Below are 15,865 nucleotides of genomic sequence, written 5' to 3'. Positions count from 1 at the left end.
GCGTTTCGCTGCGATGGACAACGAAGAACTACAAGCCTACAGCGAAAGAGCTTTGGTCGTGGTGGCCGTCAGTACGGCAACCCTCATCGCGTCATTCGCCCTTCTAATATTGGCCTTGTAGTGCCGCCTAGGTGACGGCATCTCGCTCTTTAGGCGCAGTCGCTATTCGGGAAATTAGCAAATCTATCTGGAACCTCATTGCGCTGATACAGTTGGCTTGCCGCTGGTTCTGGGCTTGCCGTTGCCCCTAAACCTGGAGAAGACCGTCCAGACTGTGCGAACCTCAGCGTGAACTAAGATATGTCAAGGGAGGGATGATGCTTCGCGCATTGGCTCTTCGACTTTAGACTGTCAAGAGGCGAGTGCAGATCCACCTGAAATCTGCCTTGTCTCGACATAAGGAGATAATTTACAAAAGAATGCTTTGATGCGAGCTCTGGTTGCGCGCTATCCGGAGGCCGTTCGCAGCTCGTCGCTCGTCTCAGCGCGCGCCTCTATTGGACCGTCGAGCCCAGCAATTCACTCCTGATGCCGGCACCGACGCTACTGCAAGAAGCCCTTTGGCGAACCATTGTCATTGGAAAGAGTAATGCTACTCATCGCGGGCTTGTCGAACATGTTTCGGAACCGCAATTCAATTCGCGGCACGCCGGAAGCACGATCGGACAAGCGCTGCTGCGCCCGACCTTTCATTGCGAATCGTGCGGAAGATTCTCAGCCTGATCAAGTTCGACCGCATTGAGGATCGGCGCGCCGTGTTCCTATGTTTACGCGGTAATCTTGCTCGGTGATCAATTCGCCGTTATCGAGCAGCGATTCGAGGAGATCCCTACGCGGTCTACGGGCGAATGCGCTGGTTCCTGAAAAGGCACGGCGGGCGCGGAGCAGCGGTCGACCTCGTTCATGCGCACGGCTTACCCGCTTCTTCGGCCGCACGGCTGTTGGCGAAGCTACTGAGCGCAGTCCCGCTGGAGGGGCTAGCACGTCGCCAGGCAGTCGGGTTCCATCGGCCAGCGACCGGCGTCCTCTACCCGCGCCGCTTGCTGTGGAGATAATCGGACGAAAACAACGCGATATCCTGCAAGGCCCCGAGGTCGTTGATCGTGAGCGTCCGTTCGCGCAGCACGATGAGGCCCGCGCTGCGCAGTTCCTGTAGGGTCCTGTTGACGTGGACCACTGACAAGCCCGTGGCATCGGCCAGATCAGTCTGCGTCACCGGGAATGCGCAGGAATTGTCATTGATCATTCCAACCGAATGCAACCGCTCGTGGATCTCGCACAAGAGATGCGCCACCCGCTCAAGGGCCAGGCGCCGCCCGACATTGACCGTCCATTCGCGCTGAACCGCGCTGTTGACCATGGTTTCACACCACAGGGCTTCGGCCAGCGAACGGTCGCCCGCCAACAGCGCTTCGAACGCATCGCGCTTGACCTCGGCATAGATAACCGGTGTCAGCGTGCCGATGGTGTGATCCATCACCGACAGCAGGTAGACGCAAGTATCGCAGGTGTCGCCCGGCAAGATGAAGCCGACGATCTGGCGGCGGCCGTCCTGCAGCGTCTTGTAGCGGTAGAGCCAGCCCGACAGGATGATCCGGACACTGTCGACGGCGTCGCCCTCGTTGATCAGGTCCTCGCCGGGGCCTGCTCGCCGCACGCCCTCCCGGATCGCGCGTTGCAACAGCGCGACACCCTGCTCGGACAATTGCCGCAAGGCATCGAGACGCCGGATCACCGGCTGTGCGAGATTTCCCTCGATCATTTGCGGCAAGGGGCGCACTAGCTCCCCATGCTCTGCGTATGGATGACCCGCGCGCTCATCGGGATCGCGATCATGGCGTGAAGTCCCGACGGATCGAACGCCAGCGTGGTCTTGCCGTAAAATTCGAATGACAGCGTGCGCTCCAGCAACTCCGTGCCAAATCCCTTGCGCTGAGGCGGTGAAATAGAAGGTCCACCTCGCTCGCGCCACTCGAATACTAGCTGTTGCGGATCGGCACCGTCGTCGAAGCGCCAAGATACGTCGATGCGGCCTGTCGTCTGGCTCAACGCTCCATACTTCAATGCATTGGTCGCAAGTTCGTGGATCGCCAGCGCAAAGGTCTCGGCCGCCTTGGCCTGCAAGCGCACCGGCGGTCCGGAGACCTGAAGTTGCTTGCCTTCCTGGGCGTCGTAGGCAAGCAGTTCCTCGACCACGAGAAATTCGAGATCGACTCCTCCTTCCGGGTCGCGCGTCACCATCGACTGAGTTCGCGCAAGCGCGTTGAGACGACCGTCGAGATGCGAAGAATACTCCTCGACACTCGAGCTGGTTTTGGCCGACCGGCGAGCGATCGACCGCACGATGCCGAGCATGTTGCGGACCCGGTGCTGTAGTTCGGAGAGCAGCAGTCGTTGCCGCTCCTCCGCCCGCGTGATCGCGGTCACGTCGATGAAGGTGATCACGACGCCTGCGATGAAGTTGTCGATGCTTCGATACGGCAGGATACGCACGATGTAGCGGGTGCCGCTGTCCGGCGCGCTCAGCTCGCGCTCGGCGCTGGCGAGCGTACGCAGCACGCGCCGCACATCGTCATAGAGCTCCTCGATCGGGATACGCGCCTTGATATGCGCGACCGGGCGTCCGACATCGGTTTCGACCAGATGCAGCAGCTGGGTGATCGCGGGCGTGAAGTTCATCACCTTCAGGTCGTTGTCCAGGAAGACGGTCGCGATCTGCGTGCTCTCGAGAAAGTTCTTCAGGTCGCTGGTGGCGCGGGTCAACTCCTGGACACGGTGCGCCAGCTCGCCATTGACGGTGGTCAGCTCCTCGTTGACCGACTGCAATTCCTCTCGCGAGGTCTCGAGCTCCTCGTTGGCGGATTGCAGCTCCTCATTAAGCGACTGGTATTCCTCGTTGGAGGACTTCAATTCCTCGTTGGTGCTTTCGAGCTCCTCGATCGTGGCCTGCAGCCGGTCACGGGTGGCGCGCAGCTCGCTCTCAAGCCGCTCGACATGCTCGGTCCTGATCCGGACATTGGGGTTGTGCTCGGCGGGCTCGACTGCGCGGACCGGACCGTCCTTGAACAGGACGACGAAATTGCGCCGGCTGGCCGGACCGTCCTGTATCGGCTCTATCGTGATGTCGACCAGCACGCGATGCCCGTTGACTCCGAGCTGCACCTGCTCGGCGTGCGCCGTCTCATTGGTTTCCGCCGCGCGTCCGAGCGCGGTGCGCAGCTCGAGCCTGAGATCGCGGTGCACCAGTTGCAACAGGTCCAGTGTCGCGGTGCCCGCCGTCGGCTCGATGTAGCGGCCGGTCCGGCCGGAGAAATGCAGAATGTGGAAGTTGTCGTCGGTGATCACATAGGCCGGCGCATAGCGCTCGGCGATGCGCTGGGCGCGGCGCTCGAGGCCGACCTCGGAACCGTGGACCCGGACGGGCGGTACCTCGACCGCGGCCCGCCCGGCCGCCGTCGTGAGGGGGAATTCCGGCGGCAGCCGCGTTCCGGTCTCGAGCTTTCTGAAAATGCGTGCTCGGCGATCGACCGGCGTAAACAGCTTCGGATGCCGGGTGACATTCTCGGAATTTCCCAGAAAAAGGTACCGGTCCGGCAACAGGGCGAAATGGAACAGCGGGATCACGCGATTCTGCAGCTCGGCGTTGAGGTAGATTAGAAGATTGCGGCACGAGATCAGATCGAGCTTGGAGAACGGCGCGTCCTTGATGATGTTGTGCTGCGAAAAGATGCACATCTCACGCAGCTCCTTCACGACACAATAGGTGTCGCCTTCGCGTACGAACCAGCGTGCGAGCCGCTCCGGAGACATGTCGTTCTCGATACTAGTGCGATAGCGTCCGACCCGCGCCGCGGCGAGCGCACGTCCGTCGATGTCGGTCGCGAAGATCTGTACCTGGGGCGCCGAATCGAGACCAGCCATGTGTTCGCGCAGCAGGATGCCGATCGAATAGGCCTCCTCGCCGGTGGCGCAACCGAGCACCCAGACGCGCACCTGCTGGCCGGCTTCCTTTCCTTCGAAAATCTCCGGGATGACCTGCCTTTCGAGCACGTCGAATTCCTTCTTGTCGCGAAAGAATTCGGTCACTCCGATCAGCAGGTCGTTGAAGAGGTTCTGCGCCTCGTCCTTATCGTTCCTGAGAAAGTCGACATAGGCGGAGATCTCGTCGATCTGGACCACCAGCATGCGGCGCTGGACGCGCCGCAGGAATGTGTTCTGCTTGTAGCCGTGGAAATCGTTGCCAGTCCTGTTGCGAAGGATGTCCGCGATGCGGGCCAGCGAAGTCGCCGCGGCCGCAAGGACCTCGTCGAAGCCGTGCTTCTCGTCAAGTCGGTGCAGGTGGCGGGCATAGACCTCGATATGTTCCGGAATCTCCTCGGCGGGCAGCACGAAATCGGCGATCGCGACCGCCGAATTGCCTTCCTCGTGCAGATCGGGCGGGGCGTCGGTGGTGCGTTCAGCAATCGCAAGGCCGCCGTGATCCTTCAGGGTCGCCACGCCAAGCGTACCATCGCCGCCGGTGCCGGCCAGCACGACGCCGATCGACTGCTCCGCGCGGTCTTCCGCCAACGACACCAGAAAACTGTCGATGGTCGCCCGCTCGCCATGCGCCGGCTCGGCGGGCCTCACCACGAAGCGGTCGCCGTGAATCGTCGCGATCATGTCTGGCGGGCAGAGATGGATCACGCCGCCCCGGGGGACCTCACCGTCCTTGATTTCGGACAGCTCCGCACCGTCCCGTTGCAGAACGTCACGCAACCGCGCGTCGTCCACGGCGTTCCTGTACTGCATCACCAGCACGACGGCCTGATCAAGACTGAGCTTCAGCTTCGAGAAGAACCGCTCGATGCTGTCGAGGGCGCCGGCCGAGGCGCCCACACCCACGATCAGCGGCGCCCTGGACCCATCTTCGGTCTGTGTTTGGCCGACGTCATCCATGATTGCAGCGGCTTTCATTCTCCTGTGGGCATATCGCCCGCGTCTACTTCTGATAACAGAACTTAGCGCTATCCCAATGGAAATGAGCGACAATCGGGCGTTGCCCCCGGGGTCTCCGTCCCAGCCGTCGGCTGTCATGCGCGCCGGAAAGCACCGGTTCGACCGATCCGGTGTTCGAATCGGGATCTGAATGCAGAGCGCTGCGGCTCATCGGCATCTCCACCCGGCTCTAGTGCGATGTGACCTTGGCCTCGAGGTACGCGACCCGCTGCACAATCAGGGTGCGGTGCCGCTCCCACTCGATCAGGGTACGCTTGAGCAGGCCGATCAGACGTTCGGCCTGCTCGGTGTCATGGCCGCACGCCTGCAGCCAATCCAGAAGATCCTGCTGGTTCCGAATGCGCATCCAGCCCTCCTCGATGTCGATGTCCGCCTTCGCCAGGAGCTGTTGCTCCGAGCGCAGCTGTTCGACCCAGTGCGCGTCGTCAGCGAATGTCATCACCGTTCCTTCCGAGTCGATCGCTTGGGATCGAGCGACTGTAGCACGACCCGGCGGATCATATCGGCATATTCGCGGTATTCGGCGGCGCGGGCGTCATACATTTCGGCGACCGCCGGGCGTCCGCTTTGGCGGCCATCATCCGCCATCCGCTGGACCAGTTCGGCGCGCTCCCCAATGATGCGGAGCGCGACCCGAAGCGCCTCATCGACCCGGCTTTCCTGTTCCTTGGCGAGCGTGTCGGCCGTGTAGGCGTGCCCGACTTGGCAACGAAAGCGGAGCGGAGTGTCCGACTTGAGTTCCGAGAGAACGCCCCCGCAAGCGGGACAGGTCAGCGGCGCGGGATCGGCAACATTGATCAGCGTATCGCTGTCGACCCGTTCACCGGCGGCGATCTGGACCTCCAGCGCGATCTCCGGCGGGATCGGAAGCGATGCCCCCGCCTGTTCCCGAACCAGATCGGATAGCACGTCGCCAAGCCGCGCGCTCGGGACGCAGAGGTCGACCGTGGTCGCTTCCAAGGCCCGCAACGGCATCTCATCGGAGATGGCATCCTTGGGGTCCTGGACTACGGCCAGCCCGCCGCAGCGCTTGATCGCGGTCAGTCCCGTCGCGCCGTCGGACAAGAGCCCGCTCAGCACCACGCCAATGACCCTCGGGCCGTAGTGCAATGCGGCGGAGCGGAACAGCGGATCGATCGCCGGTCGGACCAGGTTCTCGCGCGGCCCCCGCCCGAGCATGATGTGACCGTTGTGGATCAGAAGGTGATGGTCCGGCGCGGCAAGATAGACATGGCCGTTTTCGATCACCATTCCGCTTTCCGCCTGCCGGACCGGCAATCCGCCGGCCGCGCTCGCAACTGTGGCCAGAATGCCGATCCCATGCGCCGGTATGTGCAATACGATGAACACCGCGGCCGGCAGATCAGGCGGCAATCGGCTGAGAATGTCTCGCAACGGCGCCGTCGCCCCGGCCGAACCACCGATAACGATGATGTCGCGATTCTGCATGGCACCCTGCTTTATCAATGTCGTTTGCAACAAGGTGGGCTTTCGCCCTATGTTCCAATTTTACGGTCTCTTTGCTGGATATGTTGGGTTGAGTTGATATGTCGGACGCTGCAACGCAGCCGCGCGACGTTCCGCTGGCCGGGCGCCGCATCCTCGTCGTCGAGGACGAATATTTCCTCGCTGACGACATCGACTGCGCATTCCGCGCGCTCGGCGCGACCATCGCAGGTCCGGTCGGAACGATCGACGATGCCAGCCGGATCTTGCGCAACGGCGGGGCCATCGACGGTGCCGTCCTTGACGTCAACATCCGCGGTGAAATGATCTATCCGATCGCTGGCGAGTTGCTGGCGCGATCCGTGCCGATCGTGTTCACATCCGGCTACGACAAGGTTGTCCTCAGCAGCGATTTTGCCGACGTGCCGTTGTGGGAAAAGCCGATCCATATCCACGCCATGGCGCGGCAGCTGGTCCGCGCGATCCTGCGACAGTGAGCCGCTGGCGCGAGCGGTCAGGAACATATCTCCTGCCCTAATCTCTCCTGCTCTGATCACCGAATTTCACGACAAAGCCGCCGAGTATCAGCTCGACCATTTGCACATGTTAGTGCGGCTTCTGCCAAAGGGCCCGCGATCCTGGTGGTGCATCGTGACCGAGCGAGATGAAAGGCGTATCGAACAATTGGATCAGGCGGCGGCAGAACGTGCTCTGATCGTCGATAGTCTCTGAAATCCGGATCCAGAACGATCGCCTGGCCGACGATCTCCGACTGGTCGTGACGCAACTCCGGACGCTACGGTCAGATGCCGTTCATGCTGCCTGACCCGATGCGAAGCCTGAACCATCAGCACACCAAAGGCCGCATCATCATCACACCAAAGGCTGCGCGGCTGGAATGATGAGAGCCGTCCGATCGCCGGTTTGCCTTAGACTCCTGGTTTCGGCTCCAGGGCTACCCTCGTGGCGTCGACGACCGAAAAACGTTCCGGGTTGACACTCACTGAGGAGCCGCAGCGGGCGCGCTATGACCGCTCTGATCTCATCAATGATCGCCGCGACCAGGGCCATGATTTTGGTGGTGAGGCCCGCTTTTGCGCCAGAGCCGTGCTGGTGGAGCCGGATGAGCGGGCCATCGATGAGGACGTATTCGAAACCAGGATCCTCGCCCAGCGCCTTGAAAGCCCGCTCCCAGACCCCTAAACAGCGGCGCGTGCGTCACAGCCACTCGCCTGATTAACTTAGGTAGATGCACGACCTGAGCGTGGACGCCTATATGACGCCTCGTTCACCAAGAGGCGACACATGGAGAAGAAAAGGCGAAATCGGATGAAGCAGATTCATTCACTTGACGAGCGCCTGGCCCGAGAAGCCGAATCCCTTCGAAAGAGGGCGCGCCGGGCCGGTGCCAGCTTAGAGCGAATGCATCTGCTTGAGAAAGCTGAACAGATGGAGAAGGCACGCGACATCAACGCGATGTTGGCCGGACCTCCCAACAGGCAGGACGTTTCCCGGCCAACTGGTTGACTTGGCCTTGGCTCCGTCCTGCGATTGCAGGCGACAGAACGTGCGCGTCATTCGATCACCGAAACGACATGCCAGCCAAGGAGCCGCGACTTTGTGCTGACCGGGGCGCTCCTGATGGACACTCCGAAGATGAATGCGCCGTGTTTCTGTTGCCCAGAGAGTGCACGCGGCCCGCGTGGCGTCCCGCGGGCCTGCGAAAGGAACGGATCTTCATGAGAAGATTTGGGTCTGCAAGACGAATCCTCCTTGAGCGGCAACCGTGGAAAAGTCGAGTACTCCAATCTCATTCAGCGCAGCGCCGAAGCTCGACGGCATCTCGCCTCGCCAGACAAGTAGCAAGCAGCCAGTCTTCCGCTCGCCTGCCAATGCGATTCCCCTGACAGCGAGGACAATGGTCATCGGGGGCTAGCGTCGCGCTCTTCCATCCGCAATCGACCGGCATCCGATTTCCCGGATCCAAGTTGCCGCCCCGCGGCAATCTGCATTTCGCGAACCGACACCGCGAGCGAAAGCTCCTTCAGTTCCGCAGCTGCCCCGCCTCGGAGCACGCCGAACATCGAGCTTACAAAGAAACTCCCTGCTCGTCCCGTTCGCCGCAGCTGAGGATTATCGCCTCTATTGCAAGACCATTCGCGCGATGGGTTAGGGGCTGGCACACATTGATCCTGACGCTGCTGGATGACACAACTTCAGTTCAGGGCGCAACCAGCATTCGAAGGAAGGCGTGCCTCGAGATGGTGCGTAGTGATCAGGCAACTCACATTCTTGCGTCATGCGGGCTTGCTTCGACCACAGACAGCTCGCGCTCAAGTATTTCTGTTGATCGTAATTGGAAATGGATAGTCAGATGATCTCACGCGATTGAGGTCCACTACGTGGCCCCGCGAGCTAGGTCGAGACGCGGCGGACGATGTCGCGGCTGACGAGGGTGAAATCGCGCGACTGGTTCCCTTTTGCGTCATCCAAGAACCAATAGAAGGTCGGAAGCCAAAGGCTTTGGGCTCGGTTACGGAGCAGAAGAAGAGCCTGCTTCAAACTTGACGCTTTAAGATCGGGGAACTGAGGAACGGTTTCGGCAATCGGCGCTTGCCCAAAGAGGCAGAACGACCCAAGGGTGGAACAGATGACCCACCACAACGAACCTTCCTTGAAGGGCTGCCGCGTCCTGATCGTCGAAGACGAGTACTTTCTCGGAGATGATCTGGCGAGCGCGATCCGGTCGCTCGGCGCCCATGTCATCGGACCTGTCCCCGAACTCGACGAGGCGATGTCTGTTGAGCACGATGGTTTCGATATCGCCCTAATTGACATCAACTTGCGAGGACGTTCGGCCTATCCGATTGCGGACGAGCTCGCACGCCTCGGTAAGCCGTTTATCTTCACGACCGGCTACAGTGCCGACACCATTCCACCGCGCTTCTGGCACGTGCGACGATGCGAGAAGCCCTATGAGCCTGATCAACTCAAGGCCGTCGTTGCCGAGTTGTGCTGCCAACGCCTTCTTCTCGCGGTGTAGGCGGCTTTCTTTTTTGACCCAGGTTGACATTTCCCTTTCTGGGTACATGGCCGAGACCGCCGGTCTGGTGGAAGCCACGGGTGGCGACAGCTCTCGCTGCGAATCGAATTCATCAACCTTCTGCTCCGCGATAATTTTACCCCGAACCAGACATCTCGATTCGGTCAGAGGCGCGGACGCTGAGGGGCCTCGCATGGACGAGAAACCGTCCGCCGGGCTGTACCGCCCGCCAAAACCCGAAATGCGCGGGAGAAATCGGTCCCGGTGCCTGGCTAAAGGCCGAGGCTAGGCTCGCGTGTCCCGCGTTGATCGTTCAATTGTTCTTGGGGTAGCGCTTTCTCGGCGAACGGTTCGTGGAACGTAGAGGGCAGTGCGTTTGTGGCCCTCTCAGTCATCAGCGCCGGGGTGCTTTGCCAATAGTTAGCGAACCAGCCGCCCGAATGGTTCCGATTGAAGCCGCCGTCCGCGCCCGTCGGGATGATCTACTCAGAAAATTCCGATCAAGGCGAAGAAAGTGACCTCGATCAGAAAAGCAACGCTCATAATAGTGACGGTGAGGAACACATCGCCCGCAGATAATCTGGTCATGACGCGCCTCGCTTCCGGCGAAGCCCCTTCAATAAATTCACCTATGATAAAAAGGTTCGGGTTCCGCGGATCGAGCAGATCTGATGCGCGTTGCCTAACCGCGGCAGGAGCGCGCGTGCACATGCACGGATGATATGCACGCCCTAGGACAACGATGGCAGCCATGGCCGAACTGCGCCGCACGCAGCCCCTAATCTGCATCTCTTGGAACCGAAGCACTACCGTGCAATCTGTAACGAGATCGGCGAACGGCTGCGCCATCATTTCGCGCGCGAGACAGCCCCGGTTTCGCCTCGCCTGCGGAAACTATTAGATCGGTTCGAAGAGTTGGAAGGTGGCGCCATCATTCCAGACCGCAGCGGTGATCCCAAGACGCCGGTCCGTTCGCGGCGCTTTGGTTTTTGGCCGTTCTCCTGAGCGAGAAAGGGGACCCGGGCCGGCCGATGCGTCATGGCATCGGTATGGAAGTACAGATAGATCGACATGTGCTCGCCCTTTAGTCCGGTTCCAAGAGAACTTTGGCACCGCAGCCGCCGTCATGCGGAAAATCGGCAGCCACTTCTGGACTCGCGGGCGATCAAACAGCAAGACCCGCCAGAACCGATGAAAAAGTAAGGCGCGAAAAGCCGAAACGATAGAAGCAGAGGCCATCGCCATCGGGCGGCGCTCCCGGATTGAGATGAAGACTTGTGCAGCGCAATTCTGATAATTCTAACTGCGAGTAGCATGCGCCGGCCTAACGCTACATAGCGCAGTGAGTGAAGGTCCGCCGACGCTGACCTTTGCGAACTTTGAGATGAAAGTCGGCGAACTGGTGCAAGCCCTCCAAGCTCTCCCGGATGAGGATGCGACAGTGGTGGAGAGAGCATGAAGCCGGATACCTGGCTAATCGTGTCCGGAGTGGTGCCTCGCCAAATTTTCCGACTTGATCACGATCATGCGTTGTCGGAAATAGAGGGCGTCGTTGAATGAGTGCGACAGAGAGGCCTCACTTTGTAAGTCTGTAAACATCGCCGGGCTAGAGGCTGAGTTCCCCGAACATTCGCTGCTGCTTGCCTGTCAAGTTGATCTCCAAAACCTTCGCTGTCCAGCCTTCCGGGACGGCGGCGAGCACCGACGTCAAGGCCTGATCTGGCTTAGCTAATGCGATCCAAATTGGAGACCGGCCCGGCGAAACATCGTCCGCCGTCACTTCAACAACAGTAAAGGAGTCGCCGAAGGACTCTGCCATGATCGTTAATGCGATGGCGGCCAGCTTGTTTCTTTCGTGAGGGGAATTTGAGGCCGTCGCTGCCGGATGACCTTCTGCCAGCGCAAAGGAAGAGGGCAATTCTTGCTCAAGAAGAGGACGAGCGGCGCCATCCTGGAACGAGATGCCGCGTCTTGCCTCCGTCTCGGCTGGCCGCGGCGCTACGATAGTCGGGCGCCCCATATCTACTCATTTGTCTTCGTTTACAACTTTGATCCAGAAGGACGCACCGTCGCTCGCGAGCAGGCCGCACACCATCGCAAGCACGACAGAGCGCGCTGCCCCTCCGGGGACGACGCCAATCGAAACACGAATCGACTTCCGGCCTTCCTCAAGCGTCCACGCACCGCGACTTTCATTTCCGTACAAATACGGACAAGCCCATCAACGCCGGAGACGCGTAACTAGATCAAGCCTAGCATCGGGTCGCTCAGGGAGAAGGCTAGCGATGACCGAGTTCGACGGTCGAATTCAAGCAAACTTGAACGTCGTGCTGGAGGAAATCTGCCAAAAGCTGTCGCGTCACGGCGGCGATCACGAAGCCCGCAAGTTTATCGTCGAGCATCTGATCGAGGCGGCACGGTCTGGCAAGACCACGCTGACAGATCTTCGGGCAGAGGCGCGTCGAGCATTGCCCGGATTGACGAGCCTGAGGTCGGTCTAACCGACAGACGAGGCCGAACTATTGCAACGGCCCGCCCGTTTGCGGCAAGATCAATTTTCAAACTCAGAACGCCGCTACGGTCGGATCAAATAAGTGTCGCAGTGACCGCAAGCGTCGCAGACATAGTGCCGCTCCTCAAATGTGTCGTTAGTGGCTGGATCAACGTCAGCCTCATCTCGGAAGCGCCGCATTGAGCGCATGGAAGTTCGACCGCCTCGAACCGAGAGCACGACGGTACAGGTTGCTGTTCTTCCATAATACTTTCGCCCCCAGAAGTGCTGTCCGATTCAGCATCGTCTGCGGAACGCTAGGTAAATAACCGCGCCTGCGACCGAAAGAGTAAAGAAGCCCTGTCCGGAGAACTACGGAAATGTCAAAACGTCGGCTATGGTCTCGTCAACGGTGTCTCACGTGAGCGTGAGAAAGCGAATCAGGGTAACGTGGGCGGTATCCTCCGGATCTCGCAAACCAAGCGGCTCACGAAGCCTGCGCGCTGCACTTATCTGTGGACCAGGATCTTCGGCAAGCGCGTTGTCGATCTCAATGACACATTCCGTGCACATGCTCACCGTAGCGCCTCCCGAAACGCAATTGCCGCGATCCGATCTGCTTCAGCCCATACCTTTATCGCGCTCGCAACCAGGTCGAACGGTTCTTCAACAGATCAAACAATGTCGTCGTGGGGCGACACGCTACGACAGGCTTGCGGTAAACTACCTTGGCTCCGTCCAACTCGCATCTATCCGGCGATGGCTGGCCGCGCGCTATGAGTCCCCCGGTTGGCGGCCCCTTTAATTTGGACGCAGCCGCCTTCTCGGGCAGTAGGCGCTTGGCACTCGCCCGAATCGGAACTTACGGGCCGTTCGAGTCTTTGCCTTCTTAGCGCGGCGTGAGCCCGTTTCAAGCAGAGTTGCGACGGTCTTTTCGGCACTCCAGTGGTCGTGGGCTAAACGAATGGACTCATCAACCATGGACAAGGGGATTGAGTATCGAGGTCATCGACTTGTCGTGATCGAGCAACCAGGCGGCGGCTCGTTGGTTGAGATCACGCCTCTGACCGGTGGGCAGACCATCCGGACAATGACTTACCAAACCAGTCAGGAGGCGCTTGCAGCAGCAAGGGCGAATATTGACGCTCATCCGGACGCCAAGCGGTGACCGAATTCGTATCGAGAAACTAACGTGTTGGAGCCCGAACGTCGCGGCACCCGTCTGCGGCTGCCTAGCGAGGCGCGCTACGCGGCCGAATACTTCGACGACAGCCGCGCAAATAGCTGCGCGATGCTCTTCCCGCGATAACGGGAATCTGCCCCGGTGCAGGCTGGTGAAGCGATAGATTTTCTGCCAGGACGACCGAGCTGCGCTTCCAAGGGCATTCAACTGCTTTGATCCCACCGGGATCGATATCTGGGAGCTCGTTTAGCGGCAACGTCGAGCTTTCCACGCGAGCGATCACGTAAGGGCGACAGCCGTTACGGGCATCGTGAATGCTAATACTTGCCCGGGCGGGGCCTCGTTGAGCGCCCCGCTCGCCTCCGGCTCCCTGATCCCCGTCTGATTAGAGCTGTTGCATTCGCAGCGCGATGCCGACGCCGCCGATGCAGCCGGTGGAATCGATCCAAGCACGATGCGGATGGGTTCTCGCACACCCAGCCGAGGCTCGGCAGATGAGGCACTTGGAATTGGTCACAGCGTATCGGGGGTGCGCAAGGGAGAGCCTTTATCCTCGTTGATCAGTTCTTGCTCGGCAAGCCGCCAGAACTCCTCGTCGCGCCCTTCCGGCTTGCCGGCCTTCTCCCATAGCTGATAGGCCCGCGCCGCCACCGCTTCGTCGATCCGTTTGTTCATCGAACTTCAACGGATGGGAGCCCCATGCGTTCCTACTTTCTGGACGAGGTCCTAAAACCAACTAGCTCGCAGCAACCGTCTGACGTGATGTCGCGGTACCCCATACCTGCGATGAACGACGGCTCACTCCATGTAGCTGCTCAGCATCTTGACCGGCTGCTGACTCTGCTATGGAGACCGGCTTCTTGCCTTGCCGCTTGCCGAGTTCAAACCCGGCGTTCCTGCTCATGTGCCGTGAGACGCAAGCACAATGGTCCCGACATCTATGAAGCAGGCCACGGCGCTTTGTTCGCCGAGAGGCGACACATGGGAAAGAACAAAGGAAACGCTGTGTCCCCGCAAATTCAACGAAACAACATGCGCGTCATTGGACCAGCCTAGCCGGCCGGTTTAGCCGCATGTCGCCTACCTTGAGGAACTGGGCCGACTGAATTCGTTGTGGCAGGGACTGCAGCGATCACCCGCCAACCGAACGGAGGCGCAAATGTAAGCGCGCTCGGACGAGATTGACAACGGCAAGTGACGCAATGGAACAGACGACCGGAGCACTTGTTCTTGCTAGAGGCGGTGCCACTGCAATGACTCTCATTATTCGGGTCGGAGGACGATCGTGTCGCGGCTCGGCCAACAATGCAGAACAGTCGGAGATTCACCCGTCATGTCCGTGCCGAGACGATTTCCCTCGCATCGGAATTCCAACCGTAGCCTCGCGACGCTGCTCATGTATGCCTTTGCCGGCATCGCCGGCGCAGCCGCGGCCGCTGCGCTGACACGTCGATTGCATCCGATTGGCTACGAGCCCAACAGCCGGGTGGCGCAACTCGGTGTCACACCTACGCGGCGGTACTACACCGGCTTTAACCCGCAATATGCGATTGCCGTCTCAGATCTGCGCGCGATGACTCACAAGCGCCTGCCGCGTTTCGCGCTCGAATATCTCGAAGGAGGCTCGCAGGACGAGGCCACGCTATCTCGTGAGCGGCGTGCCTATGCCGATTGGCGCTTCATGCCGCGGACGCTTGTGGACGTGTCCGACAGGACACTCGATAGCAAAATTCTCGGGCGCTCTGCGAGCATGCCGCTGGTGGTCTCACCTACGGGTCTCAATGGTATCTTTCGTGCCCACGGGGACAGCATGCTGGCCCAAGCTGCGCTACGTGCGGGCGTTCCGTTCGTCCAGAGCACGATGTCAAACGACACCATGGAGCAGGTCGCCCAAGCCGCGCCCGGTTTGCGTCACTGGTGGCAGCTTTACGTGTTCGGCGGCGACGAAGTGTGGCAAGAATTGCTGCGGCGGGCCGACCGCGCCGGTTGCGAGGCGCTGGTGTTGACGACCAACACTCAGATCTTCGGCGACCGCGAATGGCAGCGGCGCAATCAGTCCGCGAACCAGCGGCTTTCAACCTCCGCAGCATTGGAGAGCCTGGCACATCCGCTCTGGCTGGCTGAGAATCTCGCCTCGCACGGCATACCCACATTTCCGAACGTGATCGATTTCGTTCCCAAAGGCGAGCGAAGCTTTTTTTCAGCCTCAAACTGGATACGCAAGCATCAGCCGACTTCGCTGAGCTGGGACCAGGTTGCAAAAATCCGGGAGTACTGGAAGAAACCCTTCATCCTGAAAGGAATCCTCAACCTTGAGGACGTCCGCCGCGCCATCGATAGTGGCGCCGACGGCGTCGTGCTCGGTAGCCATGGCGGTCGACAACTCGACTGGACAGTCGCGGCGCTCGATCTGCTGCCGGCCGCTCGCGAGATCGTCGATGACCGGATCGCTCTCTATCTGACCGGCGGCATCCGCCGCGGAACCGATATGCTCAAGGCACTTGCACTCGGCGCTGCTGCCGTGTGGGTCGGGCGCGCACCGCTCTACGGACTGAGCGCCGCCGGTGCCGCCGGTGCGACACGCGCGTTGGAGATCCTCAAGAGCGAAGCGCTGGACGGGATGGGGCTGTTAGGCGTCAGCCGAGTCGACCAGCTAGGACCTCATCTGCTTGCGCATTCGGTCAGCTCGGAACCGCAGATGTGA

General features: G+C 60.4%; 14 protein-coding genes and 1 pseudogene. 8 read left to right on the top strand and 7 right to left on the bottom strand.

The genetic code is table 11. From position 1 onward, the window contains the following. Positions 1-1,027: 1,027 nt before the first annotated feature. The 4 genes from P6U25_RS06370 to P6U25_RS06355 all read right to left on the bottom strand — a co-directional run bounded on the left by P6U25_RS06370 (position 1,028) and on the right by P6U25_RS06355 (position 6,447). Positions 1,028-1,762, bottom strand: a complete 735-nt coding sequence (locus P6U25_RS06370) for a Crp/Fnr family transcriptional regulator (protein WP_407152441.1) — start codon at positions 1,760-1,762, stop codon at positions 1,028-1,030. 17 nt (positions 1,763-1,779) lie between these two features. After that, positions 1,780-4,938 carry a CheR family methyltransferase gene (locus tag P6U25_RS06365; protein WP_407152440.1) on the bottom strand — a complete coding sequence of 1,053 codons (3,159 nt, stop codon included), beginning with the start codon at positions 4,936-4,938 and terminating at the stop codon, positions 1,780-1,782. Positions 4,939-5,167: 229 nt separating this feature from the next. Continuing rightward, positions 5,168-5,437 carry a hypothetical protein gene (locus P6U25_RS06360; RefSeq protein ID WP_407150629.1) on the bottom strand — a complete coding sequence of 90 codons (270 nt, stop codon included), beginning with the start codon at positions 5,435-5,437 and terminating at the stop codon, positions 5,168-5,170. Then, positions 5,437-6,447 carry a chemotaxis protein CheB gene (locus P6U25_RS06355; protein WP_407150628.1) on the bottom strand — a complete coding sequence of 337 codons (1,011 nt, stop codon included), beginning with the start codon at positions 6,445-6,447 and terminating at the stop codon, positions 5,437-5,439. Before P6U25_RS06355 ends, P6U25_RS06360 begins: the two co-directional genes overlap by 1 nt. Before the next feature lie 98 nt (positions 6,448-6,545). Here P6U25_RS06355 and P6U25_RS06350 point away from each other — a divergent pair, with 98 nt between their 5' ends. The 4 genes from P6U25_RS06350 to P6U25_RS06335 all read left to right on the top strand — a co-directional run bounded on the left by P6U25_RS06350 (position 6,546) and on the right by P6U25_RS06335 (position 9,487). Then, entirely contained in the window at positions 6,546-6,941 is a 396-nt protein-coding gene (locus tag P6U25_RS06350; protein ID WP_407150627.1) for a response regulator, read from the top strand. Between the two features lie 466 nt (positions 6,942-7,407). Continuing rightward, on the top strand, positions 7,408-7,647 hold the full coding sequence (locus P6U25_RS06345) for a hypothetical protein (protein ID WP_407150625.1): 240 nt from the start codon (positions 7,408-7,410) through the stop codon (positions 7,645-7,647). 102 nt (positions 7,648-7,749) lie between these two features. Then, a complete protein-coding gene (locus P6U25_RS06340) occupies positions 7,750-7,971 on the top strand; it encodes a hypothetical protein (RefSeq protein WP_407150624.1) in 222 nt (73 codons plus the stop codon). A 1,123-nt stretch (positions 7,972-9,094) separates the two neighbouring features. After that, positions 9,095-9,487 (top strand): response regulator, encoded by a 393-nt coding sequence (locus P6U25_RS06335; RefSeq protein ID WP_407150622.1) that lies wholly within the window; start codon positions 9,095-9,097, stop codon positions 9,485-9,487. Positions 9,488-9,973: 486 nt separating this feature from the next. Here the strand turns inward: P6U25_RS06335 and P6U25_RS06330 are convergent, their stop codons facing one another. Together P6U25_RS06330 and P6U25_RS06325 are read right to left on the bottom strand one after the other, a co-directional pair. Then, positions 9,974-10,240 (bottom strand): hypothetical protein, encoded by a 267-nt coding sequence (locus P6U25_RS06330; protein ID WP_407150621.1) that lies wholly within the window; start codon positions 10,238-10,240, stop codon positions 9,974-9,976. Positions 10,241-11,093: 853 nt separating this feature from the next. Next, positions 11,094-11,405 (bottom strand): hypothetical protein, encoded by a 312-nt coding sequence (locus tag P6U25_RS06325; protein WP_407150620.1) that lies wholly within the window; start codon positions 11,403-11,405, stop codon positions 11,094-11,096. Positions 11,406-11,772: 367 nt separating this feature from the next. On the opposite strand from P6U25_RS06325, the gene P6U25_RS06320 reads away from it, so the two are divergent. From P6U25_RS06320 to P6U25_RS06310, 3 genes and pseudogenes are all read left to right on the top strand, one after another. Continuing rightward, positions 11,773-11,988 (top strand): hypothetical protein, encoded by a 216-nt coding sequence (locus P6U25_RS06320; protein WP_407150619.1) that lies wholly within the window; start codon positions 11,773-11,775, stop codon positions 11,986-11,988. Positions 11,989-12,568: 580 nt separating this feature from the next. Further along, positions 12,569-12,783 (top strand): annotated as a pseudogene (locus tag P6U25_RS06315) (IS5/IS1182 family transposase); the annotation flags it as partial. A gap of 174 nt (positions 12,784-12,957) precedes the next feature. Continuing rightward, positions 12,958-13,146 (top strand): hypothetical protein, encoded by a 189-nt coding sequence (locus tag P6U25_RS06310; RefSeq protein ID WP_407150618.1) that lies wholly within the window; start codon positions 12,958-12,960, stop codon positions 13,144-13,146. A 528-nt stretch (positions 13,147-13,674) separates the two neighbouring features. On the opposite strand, the gene P6U25_RS06305 is transcribed toward P6U25_RS06310, so the two are convergent. Continuing rightward, positions 13,675-13,836, bottom strand: coding sequence for a DUF2934 domain-containing protein (locus tag P6U25_RS06305; protein ID WP_407150617.1), 162 nt, complete (start codon positions 13,834-13,836; stop codon positions 13,675-13,677). Between the two features lie 658 nt (positions 13,837-14,494). On the opposite strand from P6U25_RS06305, the gene P6U25_RS06300 reads away from it, so the two are divergent. Beyond that, positions 14,495-15,865: an alpha-hydroxy acid oxidase gene (locus P6U25_RS06300; RefSeq protein ID WP_407150616.1), complete on the top strand. Its 1,371-nt coding sequence runs from the start codon at positions 14,495-14,497 to the stop codon at positions 15,863-15,865.

Source organism: Bradyrhizobium sp. ORS 86, from assembly GCF_045571475.1.
Classification (GTDB): Bacteria; Pseudomonadota; Alphaproteobacteria; order Rhizobiales; family Xanthobacteraceae; genus Bradyrhizobium.
The sequence above is the reverse complement of the archived record's forward strand: the minus strand, read 5'-3'. Positions and strand labels throughout refer to the sequence as shown.